19 protein-coding genes and 2 tRNA genes are annotated in these 20,017 nt (G+C 66.4%); 12 read left to right on the top strand and 9 right to left on the bottom strand.

Features of this window, described 5'->3' with window-relative positions; translation table 11 throughout:
* Positions 1 to 2,917: 2,917 nt before the first annotated feature.
* The 6 genes from rsmG to rpmH are packed head-to-tail and all read right to left on the bottom strand — an operon-like array spanning position 2,918 to position 5,988.
* Positions 2,918 to 3,547, bottom strand: a complete 630-nt coding sequence (gene rsmG, locus AB0230_RS15750; RefSeq protein WP_315994128.1) for a 16S rRNA (guanine(527)-N(7))-methyltransferase RsmG — start codon at positions 3,545 to 3,547, stop codon at positions 2,918 to 2,920.
* An 8-nt stretch (positions 3,548 to 3,555) separates the two neighbouring features.
* A complete protein-coding gene (locus AB0230_RS15755; protein WP_315994127.1) occupies positions 3,556 to 4,059 on the bottom strand; it encodes a R3H domain-containing nucleic acid-binding protein in 504 nt (167 codons plus the stop codon).
* A gap of 15 nt (positions 4,060 to 4,074) precedes the next feature.
* Complete coding sequence (yidC, locus tag AB0230_RS15760; RefSeq protein WP_315994126.1) at positions 4,075 to 5,148, bottom strand: membrane protein insertase YidC; 1,074 nt, start codon at positions 5,146 to 5,148, stop codon at positions 4,075 to 4,077.
* A gap of 2 nt (positions 5,149 to 5,150) precedes the next feature.
* Positions 5,151 to 5,507, bottom strand: coding sequence for a membrane protein insertion efficiency factor YidD (yidD, locus tag AB0230_RS15765; RefSeq protein WP_315994125.1), 357 nt, complete (start codon positions 5,505 to 5,507; stop codon positions 5,151 to 5,153).
* Positions 5,504 to 5,842, bottom strand: a complete 339-nt coding sequence (rnpA, locus tag AB0230_RS15770; RefSeq protein ID WP_315994124.1) for a ribonuclease P protein component — start codon at positions 5,840 to 5,842, stop codon at positions 5,504 to 5,506. The genes yidD and rnpA overlap by 4 nt, the downstream gene beginning before the upstream one ends.
* An 8-nt stretch (positions 5,843 to 5,850) precedes the next feature.
* Positions 5,851 to 5,988 (bottom strand): 50S ribosomal protein L34, encoded by a 138-nt coding sequence (gene rpmH, locus AB0230_RS15775; RefSeq protein WP_005054680.1) that lies wholly within the window; start codon positions 5,986 to 5,988, stop codon positions 5,851 to 5,853.
* Positions 5,989 to 6,282: 294 nt separating this feature from the next.
* Between rpmH and dnaA the strand changes: the two genes are divergently transcribed.
* From dnaA to AB0230_RS15825, 10 genes are all read left to right on the top strand, one after another.
* On the top strand, positions 6,283 to 7,713 hold the full coding sequence (gene dnaA / locus AB0230_RS15780) for a chromosomal replication initiator protein DnaA (protein ID WP_315994123.1): 1,431 nt from the start codon (positions 6,283 to 6,285) through the stop codon (positions 7,711 to 7,713).
* A gap of 450 nt (positions 7,714 to 8,163) precedes the next feature.
* The gene (gene dnaN / locus AB0230_RS15785) at positions 8,164 to 9,315 is read left to right on the top strand and encodes a DNA polymerase III subunit beta (protein WP_315994122.1); all 1,152 of its coding nucleotides are present in this window, start codon (positions 8,164 to 8,166) and stop codon (positions 9,313 to 9,315) included.
* A 59-nt stretch (positions 9,316 to 9,374) separates the two neighbouring features.
* On the top strand, positions 9,375 to 10,529 hold the full coding sequence (gene recF / locus AB0230_RS15790) for a DNA replication/repair protein RecF (RefSeq protein ID WP_366376787.1): 1,155 nt from the start codon (positions 9,375 to 9,377) through the stop codon (positions 10,527 to 10,529).
* The gene (locus tag AB0230_RS15795) at positions 10,522 to 11,010 is read left to right on the top strand and encodes a DciA family protein (protein ID WP_363388314.1); all 489 of its coding nucleotides are present in this window, start codon (positions 10,522 to 10,524) and stop codon (positions 11,008 to 11,010) included. Before recF ends, AB0230_RS15795 begins: the two co-directional genes overlap by 8 nt.
* A 119-nt stretch (positions 11,011 to 11,129) precedes the next feature.
* The gene (gene gyrB, locus AB0230_RS15800; protein ID WP_363388311.1) at positions 11,130 to 13,166 is read left to right on the top strand and encodes a DNA topoisomerase (ATP-hydrolyzing) subunit B; all 2,037 of its coding nucleotides are present in this window, start codon (positions 11,130 to 11,132) and stop codon (positions 13,164 to 13,166) included.
* Between the two features lie 59 nt (positions 13,167 to 13,225).
* Positions 13,226 to 15,853: a DNA gyrase subunit A gene (gyrA, locus tag AB0230_RS15805; RefSeq protein ID WP_315994118.1), complete on the top strand. Its 2,628-nt coding sequence runs from the start codon at positions 13,226 to 13,228 to the stop codon at positions 15,851 to 15,853.
* A complete protein-coding gene (locus AB0230_RS15810; RefSeq protein ID WP_366376790.1) occupies positions 15,850 to 16,251 on the top strand; it encodes a DUF3566 domain-containing protein in 402 nt (133 codons plus the stop codon). The genes gyrA and AB0230_RS15810 overlap by 4 nt, the downstream gene beginning before the upstream one ends.
* 65 nt (positions 16,252 to 16,316) lie before the next feature.
* Positions 16,317 to 16,390 (top strand) — tRNA-Ile (locus AB0230_RS15815).
* Between the two features lie 13 nt (positions 16,391 to 16,403).
* A tRNA-Ala gene (locus tag AB0230_RS15820) sits at positions 16,404 to 16,476 on the top strand.
* A gap of 130 nt (positions 16,477 to 16,606) precedes the next feature.
* Positions 16,607 to 17,038 carry an NUDIX hydrolase gene (locus AB0230_RS15825; RefSeq protein ID WP_366376792.1) on the top strand — a complete coding sequence of 144 codons (432 nt, stop codon included), beginning with the start codon at positions 16,607 to 16,609 and terminating at the stop codon, positions 17,036 to 17,038.
* A gap of 6 nt (positions 17,039 to 17,044) precedes the next feature.
* Here the strand turns inward: AB0230_RS15825 and AB0230_RS15830 are convergent, their stop codons facing one another.
* Positions 17,045 to 17,518, bottom strand: coding sequence for a YbaK/EbsC family protein (locus AB0230_RS15830; protein ID WP_366376794.1), 474 nt, complete (start codon positions 17,516 to 17,518; stop codon positions 17,045 to 17,047).
* Positions 17,515 to 18,087 carry a DNA helicase gene (locus tag AB0230_RS15835; RefSeq protein WP_315994115.1) on the bottom strand — a complete coding sequence of 191 codons (573 nt, stop codon included), beginning with the start codon at positions 18,085 to 18,087 and terminating at the stop codon, positions 17,515 to 17,517. Before AB0230_RS15835 ends, AB0230_RS15830 begins: the two co-directional genes overlap by 4 nt.
* Positions 18,088 to 18,188: 101 nt before the next feature.
* Between AB0230_RS15835 and AB0230_RS15840 the strand changes: the two genes are divergently transcribed.
* Positions 18,189 to 18,746: a peptidylprolyl isomerase gene (locus AB0230_RS15840; protein WP_363388302.1), complete on the top strand. Its 558-nt coding sequence runs from the start codon at positions 18,189 to 18,191 to the stop codon at positions 18,744 to 18,746.
* 16 nt (positions 18,747 to 18,762) lie between these two features.
* Complete coding sequence (locus tag AB0230_RS15845) at positions 18,763 to 19,689, top strand: rhomboid family intramembrane serine protease (protein ID WP_363388299.1); 927 nt, start codon at positions 18,763 to 18,765, stop codon at positions 19,687 to 19,689.
* A gap of 51 nt (positions 19,690 to 19,740) precedes the next feature.
* Here the strand turns inward: AB0230_RS15845 and AB0230_RS15850 are convergent, their stop codons facing one another.
* Positions 19,741 to 19,980, bottom strand: a complete 240-nt coding sequence (locus AB0230_RS15850) for a cell division protein CrgA (protein WP_076673116.1) — start codon at positions 19,978 to 19,980, stop codon at positions 19,741 to 19,743.
* Positions 19,981 to 20,017: the final 37 nt, after the last annotated feature.

The raw sequence follows: 20,017 nt of genomic DNA on the forward strand, positions 1-20,017 counted from the left end.
GGCGGCATCGTGTACCCATTGGACCAGCTCACTGTCTCCATGTCCCCGAGGTTGGCGCACCCGCCGCGAACTTCGCACTCACGGAATCGTCCGACCCTCCGGCAGCACAGATTCAGCGGCCTACCCTCACCGGCACGCACCCCTCACACTGGCGCATCCACGTGCGCGTGCGGTCTCCAGCCGGACAGCCCTTGCACCGATAATCGCTGAGTGAGGAGTGACAAGGTCGGGGAGAGCGACCATGTCTCACGTGAAACACTGCTCGACAGCCACGGCGCACGGTCACGTCATCCGGCGGGACTTCGACCCGATCCGAAGGTCGGTCCGGGCGATACGACTCTCCATGGGCCTCGTGGCGACGACCGGCGCCCAGCACCCGCCCCGCCCTGATCGCATGCTCGTGGTCGACCCGGCGGCGCATGAACGTTTGAAGCCGATCGGGGGGAGTCGCGGAGGGGTCGGTTCGACGAACATGGGTGCAGGGTAAATCTCTGGTGCTTCACCTCGTAACAACTCCGGATTAACACGGAAGGGATCCCGCGCACTCGCTGGCGGGGAGCCTTCACGTGACAGACTCGCTCCCACGCACGCCGATCAACGAGGTTGTCGCGCGGCCAGGCCCGACCTGAATTTTCCAGTCCATCGACACGAGACGTATGGCCCGCTCGGGTGGGGCAACGGACGCTGTTTCACGTGAAACATTCCAGAGGTGACTGCTCGAGAAATTCGAATTGCCACGTCATCGGCCTCCAGGTGACTACCGTGAGCCGACCAGATAGTCACCCGCTGTCCGGCTATGGGGACGGAGCAGATCGAGAATTTCGGACGTCGAACGTCTCGGACCACCACCTCATCGCATCTGCGACCACCGAATCTCTGGCGCCTTCGACGCAGCAGCGTGTCAGCTCTCCCTCCTGCGTCATGCGCCAACGTCAGGCGTGGGGCGGAGGGAAGACACAATTTTCGAGGCGGAACGGGCGCACCCCGTCCGCGAACTCGCATCGACCTCAGGCCCATCCCGACCGATTCGACCGCAGCGCTGGGCGCAGCGACTCCGTCGTTGAGGCGTCCAGCGGGCGGCCCGATCGCCCGCCCTAGCCTTGAAGCGGCGCAGCGGGCCAGCAGATAGCCCGGAGATGGCTAGCAACTCGTCAACCTCGTACGTCGCGCCGCACCTCTGAACAGTCGCGTCTATCCGGGGTTGCACCGATCCAGCCGCACGGGCGCTTCGCTCATGATCGCGTCACGAGGCCCCCACGGAATCCCACCGACAAGCCACGACATCCGATGCCGCTGGAAAGCCCGGAAATCACCACCCGCAATCATCCTGAGAGGCCACCCACGGCCCGTTGGGGAACCAACACACGCGGGGGAGGAGCGGTCGGCCGCCAGCACGATCTAACGGCCAATCGACGGAGCGAGCCACGATCCCCGCCGACGTCTCGGGAACGGGTCTCGGCACCGAGTCTCGGCACGACGCCTCGGCGCCCGCTCCTCCCGCGCTCCGCTGCCGGCGGAACTCCGAAGCGATGATCTGGCGGACGTGCGGCGGCGCGTTCGTTCTCGCCCGTACGTCGCGTGGGAGCTCCACCTCGGAGCTCGCCACCACACACCGCAGGCCGATGCCGAAGCTCCTCTCTTTCGTCCCGGCGCGAAGCACTGCACTGCGTGGAGGTGAGGGAAACGCCCCCAGCAAAGCAGCGACTGGGCCTCCTCATTCAGGGGTTTCGCGTGCCACGCAGCTGGAGGGCATCCGGGGAAAGAGTGGCGTAAGGCGCGCGAAAGCCCACCGGAACCCGCCCCGCACGCCGCGGACCGCAAAGCACAAAGCGCCCCGTCGCTCCGTCATCACGCCTCACCACCGACAATGTGCAGGGGGCAATCCCCGGTTGCACACCGTTCCATGGAGCTCGTCGCGACCTCGCGCGGCTGCCGAACCAAACCCGTCTCCGCACGACATCCGGCCTCACGAAGAGAGTGAAAGCCCGAGAACCGGCACGACTCAATGCACGTCGATATCGGCCCCACGCTCCGGCCCACCAGAGCTTCTGTTTCACGTGAAACGGCCCGTCTCTCGAAGACGGGCAGAAATTGAGCGACGTGCCATACCGGGGGAGATCGGGAGTCACGACCAGGCCCGGTTCCTGCGCGCCGCCGGCCCAACGTTGCGTTCTCTGGTGCCGAACTGACCTCGAATCTAAGCAGCCTCATTGTGAATGCCAGCACTTCTCTTCCTCACCGCGCGCCGAGCACAGTCCGCTGTCATGACGGAACCAAAGCCTTCACGGCAGTGAACAAGAGCTTGAAGCTGACCCCCTCTTGTTCACTCCTCGATGGCGCCCGGCGCAGTGCCTCCACCGATAGCCACCGAGGTTCTCGTTCCGGCTACGCAGGCGAAGCCGGACGATCCCCGGCGGGGGAGTGGCCATGTGCCCACACTTGATCAAGATCCCTCTCGGCCGCCTAGGGCGAAGCACCTGCGGTAGGCCGCGGCTCCGGTGAGCGAACGCCCGACCGGTCAGACCTTCCTCGCTCGACGCAGACGATCGAACAACCCGCTCGGAGTGGGTCACGCGGTCGGGGACCCGACGCCCGGCCAGCGTGTGGGCGCGCGATCCCTCGACAAGCGCCACCGGTCCACGGTCGGACACGTGCGGATTTCAACGCGATCGCCCACAACAGACAAGCCGGCACATTCGGAACCCGTACTCCGCCTGCACCCCTCACGGCCGGCGTCTGGACCGCTGTGACGATCATCGGAACGTCGACAGATAGAGGTTCAACTGGTAGAAGTCCGTATGAGACACGACACCGCTCAGGCCCAACAAGAGGCAGCGACAAACCCCACGTCAGACGAAAGGCAATAGAACTGACCAACTAATTCCTGATCAGAAGCATTTTTCGAGGTGTGCGCTTCTCAGCGCGACACGGTAGCCACGAATACCCGCGTCGGCTCGTCGAGCACGCCCTCCCCGACCACCTCGATCGACACGTCCTCTAGCCCGAACTTCCGCACCTGCTTCGACGCCGCTTCCAGCTCCGCGCCGACGTTGGCGCCCTTGAGAAAGACCAGACGTCCCTGAGGTCGAACGAGCGGCGCGGTGAAGGGGAGCAGGGTACGAAGAGCGCTCACCGCGCGAGCGGTGGCGACATCGAAGACACGACCGCCGGTCCACTCCTCGCCGCGCATCCGTTCCACGGTGACGTTTGAGAGGGACAGCTCATCGACCTGCTCGGACAGCCATGCCGTACGGCGTTCCATGGGCTCGATCAGGGTCCACGCGACGTCCGGTCGGGCGATCGCCAGCACCAGCCCGGGAAGACCCGCCCCCGAACCCACGTCGACGGCCCGACCGTGGAAGTAGGGCGCCGCGATCGCGCTGTTCAGGATATGACGTGTCCACAGGCGAGGGACCTCGAGTGGACCGATCAACCCGCGCTCTTCGCCGTGCCGCGCGAGGTTCTGAGTGAACCGCCGAGCACGCTCGATGTTCTCGCCGAAGATCGACGCGGCGACGGCCGGCTCGTTCTCGAGCTGATCCGGCATGTCCGGCCTCAGCCGCGGCGCAGCACGGTGTGACGATCGGCTCCCTCGCCGAACGACTCCGACGAATACCCGCGGTCCGCGGCGATGTCGTGCACGAGCTTGCGCTCATAGCTCGACATCGCCGGCAGCGACGCCTGCGACGCACCCTCGTCCAACCGCGCGATCGCACGGTCCACCAGGGTCTCGAGCTGGCGCTGCCGCGCGTCACGAGATCCTCCGATGTCGAGGATGAGCCGCGAGAAGCGACCCGTCGAGTTCTGCACGGCCAGTCGGGTCAGCTCCTGCAGCGCCTGGACCGTGTCGGGGTGGGACAGGCTCGCGAGCGCGGCGGTGTCCTCCGCCTCAACGGAGACGTAGGCGCGACCGGCCCGGACATCCATGGCCAGATCGCCGTCGATGTCGGCGATGTCGAGAAGACCCTCGAGGTAGTCGGCGGCGATGTCGCCTTCCTGCTCGAGCTGCTCCTCGGTGGCGGCGGTCTGGTCGGGGGCGATCTGATCGGACGTCGTCATCGTGATCTCCGGATGTCAGGAAGCGGGGGAGGAGCCGGGGCTGCCGGCGGGTCCACCCGCGGCACCGGTGTTCTTGGCGGACTGCTGCTTCTTCGCACGCTGCTTGCCCACGGGCTGCTGGCGCTTCGGAGCTGCGGCGCGGGCGCGCTCGGCCTCCTCGAGGAGACGCTGCTGTTCCGCCTCGTACTTCTCGATCGGGACGACCTTGCCGGAGGAATCGATCGCCTTGCCCTTGCGGGCCAGGCGCTCTTCGCGGGCCTTGGCGGCGTCCGAGCCCGGCGTGGGCATCTCGCGGATGACGACGAACTGCTGCACCATCGTCCACAGGTTGCTGACGAACCAGTAGATGACGACGCCGAGCGGGAAGAAGACACCCGAGAAGATGAAGGCCAGCGGCAGGATGTAGAGCATGATCTTCTGCATCTGGTACGCCTGACCGGTCTTGGCCTCGGGCGAAAGGTTCTTCGAGATGATCTGCAGCTGGGTGAAGAACTGCGAGCCGATCATGAGCACGACCAACGTCAGAAGGATCGCGACGGTGACCTGTCCATCGGGCTGGCTCCACGCGGTGACCAGGTTCACGTGCATGGATGCCACATCGAACAGACGCGCGTCGTAGAACTCGGTCGTGAGCTCGGGGGTGAGCAGCCCCACACCGCCGACACCGCTCGCTGCGTGCTTCGACACGTCGTTGAGCACGCTGAACAGGGCGAAGAAGATCGGCATCTGCACCAGCAGCGGTAGGCAGCTGGACACGGGGGTCGTGCCGTGCTTCTTGTAGAGCGCCATCGTCTCGCGGCTCATCGCCTCACGCGAGAGCTGGTCGCGCTTGCCCCGGTACTTCTCCTGCACCTTGCGGAGCTCGGGAGCGATCTCCATCATCTTGCGCTGGCTCTTGATCTGCTTGACGAAGAGCGGGATGAGCGCCGCGCGGACGATCAGCACCAGGCCGATGATCGACAGCACCCATGTCAGACCGGCCGCCGGCGGCATGCCGAGGGCCGTGAACAGCGCGTGCCAGCCCACCAGCACGAGCTCGACCGCCCATTTCAGCGGCCAGAGGATGGTCCCAATGAGATCGAATTGCACGATCAGTCCTTTCGGGCGGGCACGACGAATCCGTGCCGAGTGAGTTCGTGGCGGAAGGCCCGGTGAGGACGGACGTCGTCGATGCCACCCTGAGCCCAGGGATGACACCGTGCGAGACGGGCCGCGGTGAACGCGATGCCCTTCACGAGTCCGTGCTGCTGCACGGCGCCCACCGAATAGGCGGAGCAGGACGGGTAGTACTTGCACACGTCGCCGTAGACGTGCGAGATCGTCGAGCGATAGGCGTGCAGAAGCGCGAGCCCCGCGTTACGCGGAAGGAGCGGAACGGATGCCAGGACGGCATCCACTCGGAACCGACCGGACCCCGTAGAGGACGTCGGGAGTGTCGAAGCGCTCATGCTGACGCTTTTCGTTCGAGGCACCTCACCACGTCGGCGCGAAGAGTCGCGTAGTCGATCGTGGCGGCGGAGGGAAGTGCACGGATGACGATCGAGGCGCCCCCGCGGATGGACGGGAGCGCCTCGGCGCACACCGCCTTGAGACGGCGGCGGATGGTGTTGCGGGTGACAGCGGAGCCGACCTGTCGGCTCACGATGAAGCCGAAGCGAGGCGATTCGGTCTCGGCCGACGAGCCGACGTAGGTGATCGTGTGCGCTCCGGCACAACGAGAACCCCGTCGGACTGTGGCTTTGTAGTCCGATCCGCGGGTGAGTCGGTTCGGCTTCGCGAGCACCGGGTCTGTCAGGCCGAGAGCTCGGTGCGGCCCTTGGCGCGACGCGCCGAAAGGATGCTGCGGCCGGCACGCGTACGCATGCGGGCGCGGAAGCCGTGCTTCTTGGCGCGGCGGCGGTTGTTGGGCTGGAAGGTGCGCTTGCTCATGGGTCACTCCGGAGGTGGTGTCGCCCGATGCTCTTCTGCCGGGGACGGGGTCGGGACTGCCGTATAGGCATAAGTCAACCGACTAAGGCTACGTCGCGCGCGCCGTTAACTCAAACCGGGCGGCCGACCGCCTATTATCCCCAGGCGTTGTCCACAAGCATGGCAAAGACACGCGGCCGGGTCCTACAGTGGATTTTGCTCCGCGAGAGCCGCGAACTAGCGTGGCCCCGGAAGTTATCCACAGGTTCGGCGCGACACGTCGATCGCCCGTCGCGTCTAGATCCCGGAGGGGATATGTCTCTGCACGAAGTACCGGATGTTCCCGTCTGGTCGGCCGTGCTGGACCATCTTCTCACCGACGACCGCGTCACCCCGCAGCTCCACGGCTTCCTCAACCTCGCGGTGCCCCAGGGAGTGATGGGCGGGACGCTGTACCTCGATGTCCCCAACGACCTGACCGCGGCTCAGTTCAACAAGCGCATGCGGGCACCGATCATGGAGGCCCTCGCGCAGGTCCAGGGAGAAGACCCCGCGGTCGGCACCTTCCGGGTGGTCGTGAACCCCGATCTCGTCGAGAATCCGCGGCCGTCCACCGCGCCGGCGCCCGCCGCGTCGGATCGCTCCTCGGCAGCGACGGCGACCCACTCATCGTCGGTCGAGCAGACTCCGGAACCCATCGTCCCGGCCTCGCGCAACGACACCCGGCTGAATCCGAAGTACACCTTCGACAACTTCGTGATCGGTCAGTCCAACCGATTCGCGCACGCCGCCGCCGTCGCGGTCGCCGAGGCTCCGGCCAAGGCCTACAACCCCCTCTTCATCTATGGAGATTCCGGCCTCGGGAAGACGCACCTCCTCCACGCCATCGGCGACTACGCCGCGAGCATGTACGCGGGCATCCGCGTGCGTTACGTCTCGAGCGAGGAGTTCACGAACGACTTCATCAACTCGATCGCCAATAACCGGGGATCGGCCTTCCAGGCGCGATATCGCGACGTCGACATCCTGCTGATCGACGACATCCAGTTCCTGCAGGGTCGCGCCGAGACGCAGGAAGCGTTCTTCCACACGTTCAACACGCTGCACGATCACGACAAGCAGGTCGTCATCACCAGCGACCTCCCCCCGAAGCAACTGACCGGCTTCGAAGACCGCATGCGAAGCCGCTTCGAGTGGGGCCTCATCACCGACGTCCAGGCACCCGACCTCGAGACGCGCATCGCGATCCTCCGTAAGAAGGCCCAGAGCGAACGACTGCTGATCCCCGACGACGTCCTCGAGTACATCGCCACGGTCGTCTCCTCGAACATCCGCGAACTCGAGGGCGCCCTCATCCGCGTCTCGGCGTTCGCGAGTCTGAACCGATCGACCCTCGACATGTCGCTGGCGCAGACGGTGCTGCGCGACATCATCGACCAGGACGACGCCAACGTGATCTCGCCGACCGACATCATCACGGCGACCGCGCAGTACTTCAAGCTGTCGGTCGACGATCTGTACGGCTCGAGCAGGTCGCAGGCCGTCGCGACCGCGCGACAGATCGCGATGTATCTCTGCCGGGAGCGGACCAGCCTGTCGTTGCCGAAGATCGGGCAGCTTTTCGGCAACCGGGACCACACCACGGTGATGTACGCCTACAAGAAGATCAGCGACCTGATGAAGGAACGTCGTTCGATCTTCAACCAGGTCTCCGAGATCACCAGCCAACTCGGCCGCATGCGCTGAGCGCCCGTTTGCGAGAGGGGTCCGTCCGAGGTTTTCGGACGGGCCCCTCGGTCGTTTTCGGGCGTCAGCGAGCCGCGAAACGCCGTCGACCGATATCTTTCAGCCGGTTCTACACAGTGTGGAAAACCTGTGGATAACTCCGATTTGCTGCGGATGAGATGTGCACGAACGCGTTAACACTGTGGATGACGAGGGGATGCCGGCATCCTCGGCCTCTGTTAAGTGCCCAGGGTCTCCGCAACGCGTCCACAGTTAACAGACCGCGCGATCCCTTGTGTTAACACGCATGTCGGAAGTTATCCACAGTCTCCACAGCGGTTAACAAGATGAAGATTCTTTATCCGAGTTAAGAGAGATTCGATGACCTTGCCGTGCAAGCGGCGCACGACGGGCGCAGCCGGAGCAGGGCACTAGCATGGGTAAGCCATACCCGCCGTCAAGGGAGCGCCCGTGAAGTTCCACGTCAATCGCGATGTGTTCAGCGAAGCCGTCTCGTTCGTGGTCAAGCTCCTGCCTCAGCGCAATCCGCAGCCGATCCTGGCCGGCGTGCTGATCGAGGCGGGCGAGCAGGGGCTCACCCTTGCCGCCTTCGACTACGAGGCTTCGGCGCGCACCACCATCGAGGCCACCGTCGACGAGCCGGGCACGATCCTCGTCCACGGCCGCCTCCTCAGCGACATCGCCAGCCGTCTCCCGAACGCCCCGATCCAGATCACCGTCGACGACGACGGCGGCATCCTGCTCACCTGCGGATCAGCCCGGTTCACCCTGGCATCCATGCCGGTGCAGGAATACCCCGCCATTCCCGAGGTGACGGGCGAGTCGGGCCTCGTGCCCGCAGACGAGTTCGCCACCGCGATCGCACAGGTCGCCTTCGCCGCCTCCCGTGACGACGTCACCCCCGTGCTCACCGGCGTCCAGCTCGAGGTCACCGGAACGCAGCTCAGTCTGGTCGCGACCGATCGCTACCGCGTCGCCCTCCGCGAGATCCCGTGGGATGGCGGGGCTGCGGCCTCCGACGAGCCGACGTCGGCTCTCGTTCCTGCCCGCACCCTGCAGGAGGTCGGCAAGACCTTCGCGCACGGCGGCGACATCTCGATCGCATTCTCGGGCTCGGGAGACCGCGAGATCATCGCGTTCTCGTCGGGCAACAAGACCGTGACGTCGTTGCTCATCAAGGGCAACTTCCCGCCCGTGCGCCGGCTCTTCCCGGCGCAGACCGAGCACCACAGCGTCGTGAACACCGCCGAGCTGGCCGAGGCGGTCCGTCGTGTCGCGCTCGTGCTCGACCGGTCGGCGCCGCTGCGCTTCACCTTCGGTTCCGAGGGCGTGTCGATGGATGCGTCGGGGACCGAGCAGGCGCGCGCGACGGAGTCCGTCGACGCCACGCTGGTGGGCGACGAGGTGACCCTCGGCCTGAACCCGCAGTACCTGCTCGAGTCCCTCGGCGCGGTGCGCAGCGAATTCACTCGCATCACGTTCACCTCGAGCGACAACGCCAACAAGCTCAGTCCTGTGCTCGTCACCCCCCAGACCTCGGTCGACAAGGGCGGCGAGGGGTCGTTCAAGTACCTCCTTCAGCCGAACCTGCTGCTGCGCTGACGTCGGCCGGACGCCTGCGGCGCCGTGGTCGTGTCGGAGGCGACGGGTAGTCTGACTCGGTGATCGTGGAGCAGCTCGGACTGAAGGACTTCCGCAATTACGCGGGCGCCGACGTCTCGCTCTCCGCGGGAGCCAATGTGTTCGTCGGGCGCAACGGGCAGGGCAAGACGAATCTCGTCGAGGCCGTCGCGTACCTCGCCACGCTCGGTTCCCACCGCGTCTCGAACGACGCACCGATGGTGCGGGACGGCACGGATGCCGCGATCATCCGCGCCAGGCTGGCCCACGGCGAACGCAGCGTCCTGCTCGAGCTGCAGCTGAACCGGCAGGGAGCGAACAAGGCGCGCGTGAACGGCGTCAACGTCCGCACGTCGGAGCTCCCGCGTTACGCGCAGGTCGTACTGTTCGCCCCGGAGGATCTCCAGATCGTCCGCGGCGACCCCTCGTCCCGGCGTCGATTCGCCGATCAGCTCATCGTGCAGCGCACACCGCGGATGGCCGCCGTCCTGGCGGATTACGACCGGGTGCTGCGCCAGCGCAGTGCCCTCTTGAAGTCGGCGCGGGCACGCGGTGTGCGGGGCGACGCCCTCAGCACGCTCGATGTGTGGGACGAGAAGCTCGTCTCACTGGGCACCGAGGTCATCGAATCCCGGCTCGCCCTGGCATCCGATCTCTCCGCACCGATGGCGCGGTCGTACGCCGCGATCGCGGGAGCCGACCACGACCCGCGGTTGTCGTGGGCCCTGTCCGTCGGCGGGGGCGATCCGGAGGAGGGGTATTCCGGGGATGCATCCGGTCCGTCGGGCCCCCTCGCCGATCAGTTCCGCGCTGCGCTCGCCGCTCGTCGCAGCGCCGAGCTCGAGCGCGGCCTCACTCTCGTCGGACCTCATCGCGACGACCTCGTCCTCGAAGTGAACGGCCTACCCGTCAAGGGGTACGCGTCCCACGGCGAGTCCTGGTCGGTCGCCCTCGCCCTGCGGCTCGCGTCGGCGGAACTGCTGCGGGCCGAATCCCGCCTCGGCGATCCGGTCCTCATCCTCGACGACGTGTTCGCCGAGCTCGATTCCGGGCGGCGCACCCGTCTGGCCGAGATGGCGGGCGGGTACGAGCAGGTCATCGTCACCTCCGCGGTGGAGGAGGACGTGCCCGAGGGGCTGCGCGCCCACGTCGTACGGGTCGAGGCTGGTCGCATCCAGGAGTCCATCGATGGCTGACGAGCCGGAGCTCCCGGAGACCATGGCGACCTATCTGCGCCTGCGCGGGCTCGAGCCGTCGCCCTACCGCCGGAAGAAGCGGCGGCGTCGCGCCGATGACGGCGAGAACGCCCCGTTCACGCCTGGTCGTGATCCCCGCGGCCTCGGCGACGTCCTGTCGTCGCTCACCCGTTCCGCCGGGTGGGAGCCCCAGCTCTCGCGTGAGGATCTCGTGCGCACGTGGGATGAAGTGGCGGGTGCCGACACGGCAGCGCACACCCGTCCGGTCGCGTTGGACGCGGGCACGTTGACGGTCCAGGCCGACTCCACCGCATGGGCGAAGCAGCTGCAGCTCATGCGCGCGCACATCCTGTCGGAGATCATCCGACGCTTCCCCGAGGCGGGGGTGGAGGCGATCCGCTTCGTCGGCCCCGACGTCCCCTCTTGGAAATGGGGCCCCAGAGCCGTTCCAGGCCGCGGTCCGCGCGATACCTACGGTTAGGCCATGGTCGGTCCCGGCTCGACGCGATTTCTGCCCGCGTAGGGGCGTACACGCCATTTCGGCGAGTCCCGCGCGGTAAGATGGAGGTTCCGACGATTCGATCTGGAGCGCGTGTACTCATGACGTCCGAGAACCCCGACAACGTTTCCGAGGAACCCGAAGCGACCACTGCCGCAAAGGTTCCCAACGAGTACGGGGCAGACGCCATCCAGGTGCTCGAAGGTCTCGAGGCCGTCCGCAAGCGCCCCGGCATGTACATCGGTTCCACCGGAGAGCGGGGACTGCACCACCTCGTTCAGGAGATCGTCGACAACTCCGTCGACGAAGCCCTCGCCGGCTACTGCGACACGATCGACGTGACGATCCTGAGCGACGGCGCCGTGCGCGTGATCGACAACGGCCGTGGTATCCCGGTCGACATGCACCGCACCGAGGGCAAGTCGACCGTGGAGGTCGTGCTCACCGTGCTCCATGCCGGTGGCAAGTTCGGCGGCGGCGGCTACGCCGTCTCGGGAGGTCTGCACGGCGTGGGCTCCTCGGTGGTGAACGCTCTGTCGACCCGCCTCGAGGTCGAGGTGCAGCGTCAGGGACACGTGTGGCGTCAGTCGTTCCGCAACGGCGGTGTGCCACTCGCCCCCCTCGAGCAGGGGGAGGAGAGCGAGGCGACCGGTACCTCGATCACCTTCTGGCCGGATGCCACGATCTTCGACACGATCGACTTCGACTACGACACACTGCGCACTCGGTTCCAGCAGATGGCGTTCCTCAACAAGGGCCTGCGCATCAGCCTGCGCGACGAGCGTCCGCAGTCGGTCGTCACCGAGGGTGAGCCGGGCGAAGAGGTGACCGAGGCCCGTCACGACTCCTTCCTCTACGAGCGCGGTCTGGTCGACTACGTCGAGCACCTCAACCGCGTGCGCAAGGCCGACGTGGTGAACGACGAGATCATCGAGGTCGAGTCCGAGGACACCGAGCGCAAGATCGCCCTCGAACTGGCGATGCAGTGGACGACGGCGTACACCGAGAACGTCTTCACGTACGCCAACACCATCAACACGCACGAGGGCGGCACCCACGAAGAGGGCTTCCGTGCCGCTCTGACCACACTGGTCAACCGGTACGCGCGCGCGAACAACCTCCTCAAGGAGAAGGACGACAACCTCACCGGCGACGACATCCGCGAGGGTTTGACCGCCGTCATCTCGGTCAAGCTGTCGGAGCCGCAGTTCGAGGGTCAGACCAAGACGAAGCTGGGTAACACCGAGGCGCGCGCGTTCGTGCAGAAGGTCGTCGGAGACAAGCTGGGCGACTGGTTCGACCGCAACCCGGGCCAGGCCAAGAACATCATCCGCAAGGCCATCGACGCGGCCACGGCGCGTCTGGCCGCACGCAAAGCGCGCGAGACCGCTCGCCGTAAGAGCGTGTTCGAGTCGGCCGCGATGCCCGACAAGCTCAAGGACTGCACGTCGAAGGACCCCTCGATCAGCGAGATCTTCCTCGTCGAGGGTGACTCCGCCGGCGGCTCGGCCGTGCAGGGGCGCGACCCCCACACGCAGGCGATCCTCGCCCTGCGCGGCAAGATCCTGAACGTCGAGCGCGCGCGCCTCGACCGCGCTTTGGGTAACAAGGAAGTCCAGGCGATGATCCAGGCCTTCGGCACGGGCATCGGCGAGGACTTCGACATGGCGAAGGCTCGCTATCACAAGATCGTGCTCATGGCCGATGCCGACGTCGACGGCCAGCACATCACGACGCTTCTGCTGACGCTGCTGTTCCGCTACATGCGCGGTCTGATCGAGGCCGGGTTCGTCTACCTTGCGCAGCCCCCGCTGTACCGCCTGAAGTGGTCGAACCACCCGCACGAGTACGCCTACAGCGACCGCGAGCGCGACGTGATGCTGGTCGACGGACAGGCCTCGGGCCGCCGCATCCCGAAGGACAACGGCATCCAGCGCTACAAGGGTCTCGGCGAGATGAACGACCACGAGCTCTGGGAGACCACCATGGACCCCCAGACCCGCACGCTCAAGCAGGTCACGATCGACGACGCCGCGGCAGCCGACGAGATCTTCTCGGTCCTCATGGGCGAAGACGTCGAGTCGCGCCGCAGCTTCATCCAGCGCAACGCCAAAGACGTCCGCTTCCTCGACATCTGATCTCGCCGACGCGAGACACGGCATCCAGACGACGAACGCACTTACGGAACTGAGAAGACATGGCTGACGACACCACCCCCGAGCCCGACGACGTCCGGGGTGAGCCGGTGCACGACCACGGCAAGATCGACCAGGTCGACCTGCAGCTCGAGATGCAGCGGAGCTACCTCGACTACGCGATGAGCGTCATCGTCGGTCGCGCGCTGCCCGATGTGCGCGACGGGCTCAAGCCCGTGCACCGCCGCGTGATCTACGGCATGTACGACGGCGGCTTCCGGCCCGACAAGTCGTTCTCGAAGTGCGCCCGTGTCGTCGGCGAGGTCATGGGCCACTATCACCCGCACGGTGACGCGCCCATCTACGACGCCCTCGTGCGCCTCGTTCAGCCGTGGTCGCTGCGCTACCCGCTGGCCCTCGGACAGGGCAACTTCGGTTCGCCCGGCAACCAGGGCGCGGCCGCGCCGCGGTACACCGAGACGAAGATGGCTCCCCTCGCGCTCGAGATGGTGCGCGACATCGAGGAAGAGACCGTCGACTTCCAGGACAACTACGACGGTCAGACCCAGGAGCCCACGGTCCTGCCGGCGCGCTTCCCGAACCTGCTGGTCAACGGCTCCGTCGGCATCGCGGTCGGTATGGCCACGAACATCCCGCCGCACAACCTGCGCGAGGTCTCCGCCGGAGCCCTGTGGGCTCTCGAGAACCCGGATGCCACCCGCGAGGAGCTGCTCGAAGCGCTCATGCAGCGCATCCCCGGGCCCGACTTCCCCACCCGTGCGCAGATCCTCGGCACCCGTGGCATCAAGGACGCGTACCGCACGGGGCGCGGCTCGATCACGATGCGCGCCGTCGTGAACATCGAGGAGATCCAGGGCCGGACGTGCCTCGTGATCACCGAGCTGCCCTATCAGGTGAACCCCGACAACGTCGCCGTGAAGATCGGCGACCTGGCCCGTGAGGGCAAGATCACCGGCGTCGCCGACATCCGCGACGAGAGCTCGGGACGCACCGGGCAGCGCCTGGTCGTGGTGCTCAAGCGCGATGCGGTCGCGAAGGTCGTGCTCAACAACCTGTACAAGCACACCCAGCTCCAGGAGAACTTCGGCGCCAACATGCTGGCCATCGTCGACGGCGTGCCGCGCACGCTGTCGCTCGACGGTTTCATCAGCCTGTGGATCGACCACCAGATCGAGGTCATCGTCCGTCGCACGCGCTACCGCCTGCGCAAGGCGGAGGAGCGCATGCACATCCTGCGCGGCTACCTCAAGGCGCTCGACGCGCTCGACGAGGTCATCGCGCTGATCCGCCGCTCGCCCACGGCTCAGGATGCCAACGACGGGCTGCAGAAGCTCCTCGACATCGACGAGGTGCAGGCGCAGGCGATCCTCGACATGCAGCTGCGTCGTCTCGCCGCCCTCGAGCGTCAGAAGATCGTCGACGAGGCCACCGAGCTCGAAGCGCGCATCGCCGACTACAACGACATCCTCGCCACCCCCGGTCGTCAGCGCACCATCATCCGCGACGAGCTCACCGCGATCACCGATCGTTTCGGCGACGACCGTCGCACCGAGATCCTCCACGGCTTCGACGGCGACGTCTCGATCGAAGACCTCATCGCGGAGGAGGAGATGGTCGTCACGGTCACCCGCGACGGCTACATCAAGCGCACACGGAGCGACAACTACCGCTCCCAGCACCGCGGCGGCAAGGGCGTGAAGGGCGCGCAGCTGCGTGCAGACGACGTGGTGGAGCACTTCTTCGTCACGACGACGCACCACTGGCTGCTGTTCTTCACGAACAAGGGCCGGGTCTACCGTTCGAAGGCGTACGAAGTCCCCGAGGCCGGGCGGGATGCCAAGGGCCAGCACGTCGCGAACCTGCTCGCCCTGCAGCCCGACGAGGAGATCGCGCAGATCCTCGACATCCGCGACTACCAGGTGGCGACCTATCTGGTGCTCGCGACCCGGGGCGGTCTCGTGAAGAAGACGCGTCTCGACGAGTACGACACCAACCGTCAGGGTGGCGTGATCGCCATCAAGCTGCGTGGGCAGACGTCCGACGAGGGCGACGACGAGCAGGCCGGCGCCGACGAGCTCGTCAGTGCGCTCCTGGTCGACGAGGGAGAGGACATCCTCCTCATCAGCCGCCTGGGAATGTCGCTGCGCTTCTCCGCCACCGACAGTGCGCTGCGCCCGATGGGCCGGTCGACGTCGGGTGTGAAGGGCATGGACTTCCGCGAGGGCGACAGCCTGCTCTCGGCATCCGTCGCCAAGGACGACGAGTTCGTGTTCGTGGTGACCGAGGGCGGCTATGCCAAGCGCACCGCGGTGACCGAATACCGCATGCAGAACCGCGGCGGTCTGGGCATCAAGGTGGCCCGTCTGACCGATGATCGCGGGGTGCTCGCGGGCGGGATGATGGTGTCCGAGACCGACGAGGTCCTTGTGGTTCTTGCCAGCGGCAAGGTGGTACGCTCCTCCGTGGCCGAGGTGCCCGCCAAGGGACGCGACACGATGGGTGTCGTTTTCGCCCGCGCAGGAGGCGACGACAAGATCATCGCGATCGCCCGCAACGCCGAGCGCAACCTGACCGAGACGACGGAGACGGCCACGGAGCCCGCCGCAGATTCTGCGGACGAGGTCACCGCCTCCACTCCTGAGACCCCCGAGGAAAGTACTGACGCATGAGCACGGTAGCCGACAAGCTCGCCAAGAAGTCGACTCACAAGACCCCTGCCAAGCAGGTGCGGCTGCGCCTGGTGTACATCGACTTCTGGTCGGCGGTGAAGCTGTCGTTCCTGGTGGCGGTCGCTCTCGCGATCGTGACCGTCGTGTCATACTTCCTGATCTACCTGGTGGTCTCGGCGACGCTGCTCACGAAGCTCGATGAGTTCTTCACCAGCTTCACCGACGGGGGAGCGACGCTCTCGCAGTACATCGCTCTGCCGCAGGTGATGGCGTTCGCGGCGATCGTCGCCATCCTGAACCTCGTCGTGGTCACCGTCCTCGGCGCCGTGATGGCCGGGATCTACAACCTCGCCGTCAAGGTGACCGGCGGCCTGCTCGTCGGTTTCACCTCGAACTGACGCCGATTCGTCAAAACCTCGCAAGTCCGGTAAAGTCTTCGAGGTTGACATCACGTCAGCGAGACGGGGCTATAGCTCAGGCGGTTAGAGCGCTTCACTGATAATGAAGAGGTCCCAGGTTCAAGTCCTGGTAGCCCCACCCCTTCCCTCGCGGGGCCTTAGCTCAGCTGGTAGAGCGCCTGCTTTGCAAGCAGGATGTCAGGAGTTCGAATCTCCTAGGCTCCACATCCGCGACATGAAAGCCGGCCTTCGGGCCGGCTTTCGGCGTTTCTGCTCCGAGGATGCGTTCGGTGCGCGGCTTCGGCTCTCCGCTCGGCGATGAGGGGCCGCCGTCGCCGGTCGGTAGAGTTCGGTCATGGACATGCGGGTCGCCGCGTACGCCGTCATCACCGACGCCGACGACCGCGTGCTGCTCGCCCACTGGATCGAAGGTCGACGGGCCGCCTGGACGCTCCCCGGTGGCGGACTCGAGCCCGGAGAGGATCCGGTGCACGCGGTGCGCCGAGAGGTCCAGGAGGAGACCGGGTTCCGGGTCGTCGTCGGCGACCTCCTCGGCATCCACTCCCGTGTCATCCCCGCCGAGTCGAGGCTCGCGGAGGGGGCTTCGGCGCCTCTGCACGCGTTGCGGATCGTCTACCGCGCTCGCATCGTGGGCGGTCGGCTCCGCTTCGAGACCGACGGCTCGACCGACCGGGCCGCGTGGTTCACGCTCGCGGCCGCGAGGAAGGTGCGGCGGGTGCAACTCGTCGACATCGCATTGCGCATGGCCGACCTGCCGCGGCCCTGATCGCGGTCAGGATCGCGCAGTGGTGATGTCGGCGACGACGGCGCTGTACGCGGCGATCAGGTCGTCGGCTTCGACGAACAGGCTGTATCCGTGTGCTCCGGCCCCCATCGCGATACGAGTGCCCACGATGCGTTCATCGGCGAAGACGGGCCATGCGGTGGAACTGCCGATCGGCACGATCGTGCCGCGCTCATAGCCCGTCGCCGCGAGGGCCAGCTCGGGCTCGGGCAGGCGGAGTTTGTTCACCCCGACGACGGATCGCAGCTTCGGCCAGGAGATGGCCCGATCGCCGGGAACGAGCGCGAAGAGGTAGGTGTCGTCAGACCGCTTGACCACCAGCGTCTTGACGATGGATGCCGAGGGGATGCCGAGCAGAGCGGCCGCCTCGTCGAGGCTCGATGCGGCGGGTCGCTCACGCACATCGACAGAGAGGCCGCGCTCGCGCGCGGCCTCTCTGACTCTGATGGTGGGATCGCTCACGCGTCCGGCGCCCGCAGCGGGTCGTCAGCCACCCAGAGCTCGTCGTCGGCCCGCAGCGTCTGCCAGGCGGCGTACGCGACGCCCGCCGCGGCGACGACGCCGAGGATGATGGCGATGACGCCACCGGCGCCGATGCCGTCGTGCTGCGACGGAAGCTTCTTGGAGAGGCGCTTCGAGGCCTGCTTGCCGTACTTCTCGGCCCGCTTCGCATACTTGTGGGTGTCGAGCTCGAAGCCCTTGCCCTTGGCGAGACGGTCGCGGGTGTCGCCTGCGGCGTCCCACACCGAGAGTGCACCGCCGACGACAGCACCAGCGGCCGGAACGACCTTGTTGCTGAGGAAGCGGTTGCTGTACTTCACGCTCTTGTCGACGTACGGCGCGGCGTACTTGTTGTAGCCGTCCTGCACGGCGGGGACGAGGTCTTCGCGGCTGAAGCGACCGAGCTGGTGGCCGGCTTCGCGAGCGACCTTCCCGCTCTCGCCCAGCAGCACCTGCTGCGACTCCCACACCTTGGCGGCGTGCTTCTGGAGCTTGCGCAGTTCCTTCTTGCTCTTGCGGCTGAGGCCCACGGCTCATCCTCCCTGTCGATGGGATGTACGTTGCCCTCATCTTGCCAGAACGGGCCGTCCGCGCCGCCGACCCTTGCAGATAACTCTGAGAGAATGTACCCATGGCCAACCACACCGCCGTCGCGACCCTGCACACCAACCACGGCGACATCGTCGTCAACCTCTTCGGTGACCACGCTCCGCGCACCGTCCGCAACTTCATCGGTCTCTCCGATGGGACGCAGGAATGGACCAACCCGGCCACCGGCGCCAAGGGCGAGGGTCCCCTGTACAAGGACGTCATCTTCCACCGCATCATCCCCAACTTCATGATCCAGGGTGGCGACCCGCTCGGTCAGGGCATCGGCGGCCCCGGATACAACTTCAACGACGAGATCCACCCCGAGCTCGACTTCACCGCGCCCTACAAGCTCGCCATGGCCAACGCCGGCCTGCGTCGCAACGCGATCACGGGTCAGCCGGAGGGAACGAACGGCTCGCAGTTCTTCATCACCACCGACCCCACTCCGTGGCTCCAGGGCAAGCACACGATCTTCGGCGAGGTGGCGGATGACGCCTCGAAGGCCGTGGTCGACGCCATCGCCGCCGTTCCCACCGGCGCTCAGGATCGGCCGAAGGCGGACGTCGTGCTGCACTCGGTCGACATCGCCGCGGTCTGATCCCGGACGGCGGCGGGTGTCCACCACCGAGGAATTCCGTCGCAACAGCGACAACTTCTGCTACCGGCATCCCGACCGGCAGAGCTTCGTGCTGTGCCAGCGGTGCATGCGCACCGTGTGCTCGGAGTGCCGGACCCCCGCCGCCGTCGGAGTGATCTGTCCCGAGTGCATGGCGCAGCAGCGCGCCACGCAGACACCGGCGCAGAAGAAGGCTGAGCGCCGCTGGGCGTCCCGTCCCATGTCGGTGGTCTCGTCAGGTCGCCCGACCATGACGCTCGGCATCATCGCCGTGACCGGATTGGTCTACATCATCGGGCTGATCCCGGGTGTCGGAAGCGTGCTGTCCGATCTCCTGGCGTTCAACAGCTTCTTCGTGCTGCCGCAGGCGGGAATCCTGCAGCCGTGGCGTCTGCTCACGGTGGCACTCGTGCACGGCAGCTTCCTCCACATGGCGCTGAACATGCTCGCGCTGTGGTTCATCGGGCGCAGCCTCGAGCCGTTGCTCGGCAGGGCGCGATTCCTGATCCTCTACCTGCTCGGGGCGCTCGGCGGCTCGGTCGCTGTCGCCCTCCTGGCACCGGGCGTGTGGACGGTCGGCGCCTCGGGAGCCATCTTCGCGCTGTTCGGCGCGTTGCTCGTGATCGGTCGGCACCTCGGCGCCGACATCCGGGTGATCGCGATCCTCATCGCCATCAACTTCGCCTGGCCGTTCGTCCTCGCCGGGATCAACGCGATCGGGTCCGGAGACTTCGCGTCGTCGCTCGCAGCCATCGGCATCTCGTGGCAGGCGCACCTCGGTGGCCTCGTCACCGGCGCCGTGGTCGGCGTCATCTACTCGCGCACCCGAGCGCAGCGTCAACGGGGTCTGCAGACCGGTCTGCTCGTGGCCGTCACCGTGGTGCTCGTCGCGCTGCTGGCGATACCCGCGGTGGCCTACCTCTGAGACTTATCCACAGCTCCATCCACAGGTGGGGATGAATTACACGGGTGTAAGTCAGCGCCAGCGGGTGGTCATGAGGAAGCCCACGAAGGCGATGCCGAACCCGATGACGAGGTTCCAGGGGCCGATCCCCGGGATGGGGAACTGCGAGTTGCTGAGGTAGAACACCAGCACCCAGACGAGTCCGATCAGCATCAGGCCGATCATGATGGGCAGGAACCACACCGGGTTCGGGGCGGATCCACCGTCGTTGCGTTCGGCGATCGGGTCTTCGCCTTTGCCAGTTCGAGCCATGCGGCACAGTCTAATGCTCAGGTGTGCGCGAACCCAC

The organism is Microbacterium sp. NPDC089190 (assembly GCF_040701795.1).
GTDB lineage: Bacteria > Actinomycetota > Actinomycetes > Actinomycetales > Microbacteriaceae > Microbacterium > Microbacterium galbum.

What these genes read in the sequence shown, in the direction of transcription:
- AB0230_RS15755 (WP_315994127.1), bottom strand. Translation starts at nt 4,059, where the DNA reads ATGACGACGTCCGATCAGATCGCCCCCGACCAGACCGCCGCCACCGAG.
- AB0230_RS15810 (WP_366376790.1), top strand. Translation starts at nt 15,850, where the DNA reads ATGAGCACGGTAGCCGACAAGCTCGCCAAGAAGTCGACTCACAAGACC.
- yidD (WP_315994125.1), bottom strand. Translation starts at nt 5,507, where the DNA reads ATGAGCGCTTCGACACTCCCGACGTCCTCTACGGGGTCCGGTCGGTTC.
- dnaA (WP_315994123.1), top strand. Translation starts at nt 6,283, where the DNA reads ATGTCTCTGCACGAAGTACCGGATGTTCCCGTCTGGTCGGCCGTGCTG.
- AB0230_RS15795 (WP_363388314.1), top strand. Translation starts at nt 10,522, where the DNA reads ATGGCTGACGAGCCGGAGCTCCCGGAGACCATGGCGACCTATCTGCGC.
- gyrA (WP_315994118.1), top strand. Translation starts at nt 13,226, where the DNA reads ATGGCTGACGACACCACCCCCGAGCCCGACGACGTCCGGGGTGAGCCG.
- AB0230_RS15825 (WP_366376792.1), top strand. Translation starts at nt 16,607, where the DNA reads ATGGACATGCGGGTCGCCGCGTACGCCGTCATCACCGACGCCGACGAC.
- AB0230_RS15840 (WP_363388302.1), top strand. Translation starts at nt 18,189, where the DNA reads ATGGCCAACCACACCGCCGTCGCGACCCTGCACACCAACCACGGCGAC.
- rsmG (WP_315994128.1), bottom strand. Translation starts at nt 3,547, where the DNA reads ATGCCGGATCAGCTCGAGAACGAGCCGGCCGTCGCCGCGTCGATCTTC.
- gyrB (WP_363388311.1), top strand. Translation starts at nt 11,130, where the DNA reads ATGACGTCCGAGAACCCCGACAACGTTTCCGAGGAACCCGAAGCGACC.
- rpmH (WP_005054680.1), bottom strand. Translation starts at nt 5,988, where the DNA reads ATGAGCAAGCGCACCTTCCAGCCCAACAACCGCCGCCGCGCCAAGAAG.
- AB0230_RS15850 (WP_076673116.1), bottom strand. Translation starts at nt 19,980, where the DNA reads ATGGCTCGAACTGGCAAAGGCGAAGACCCGATCGCCGAACGCAACGAC.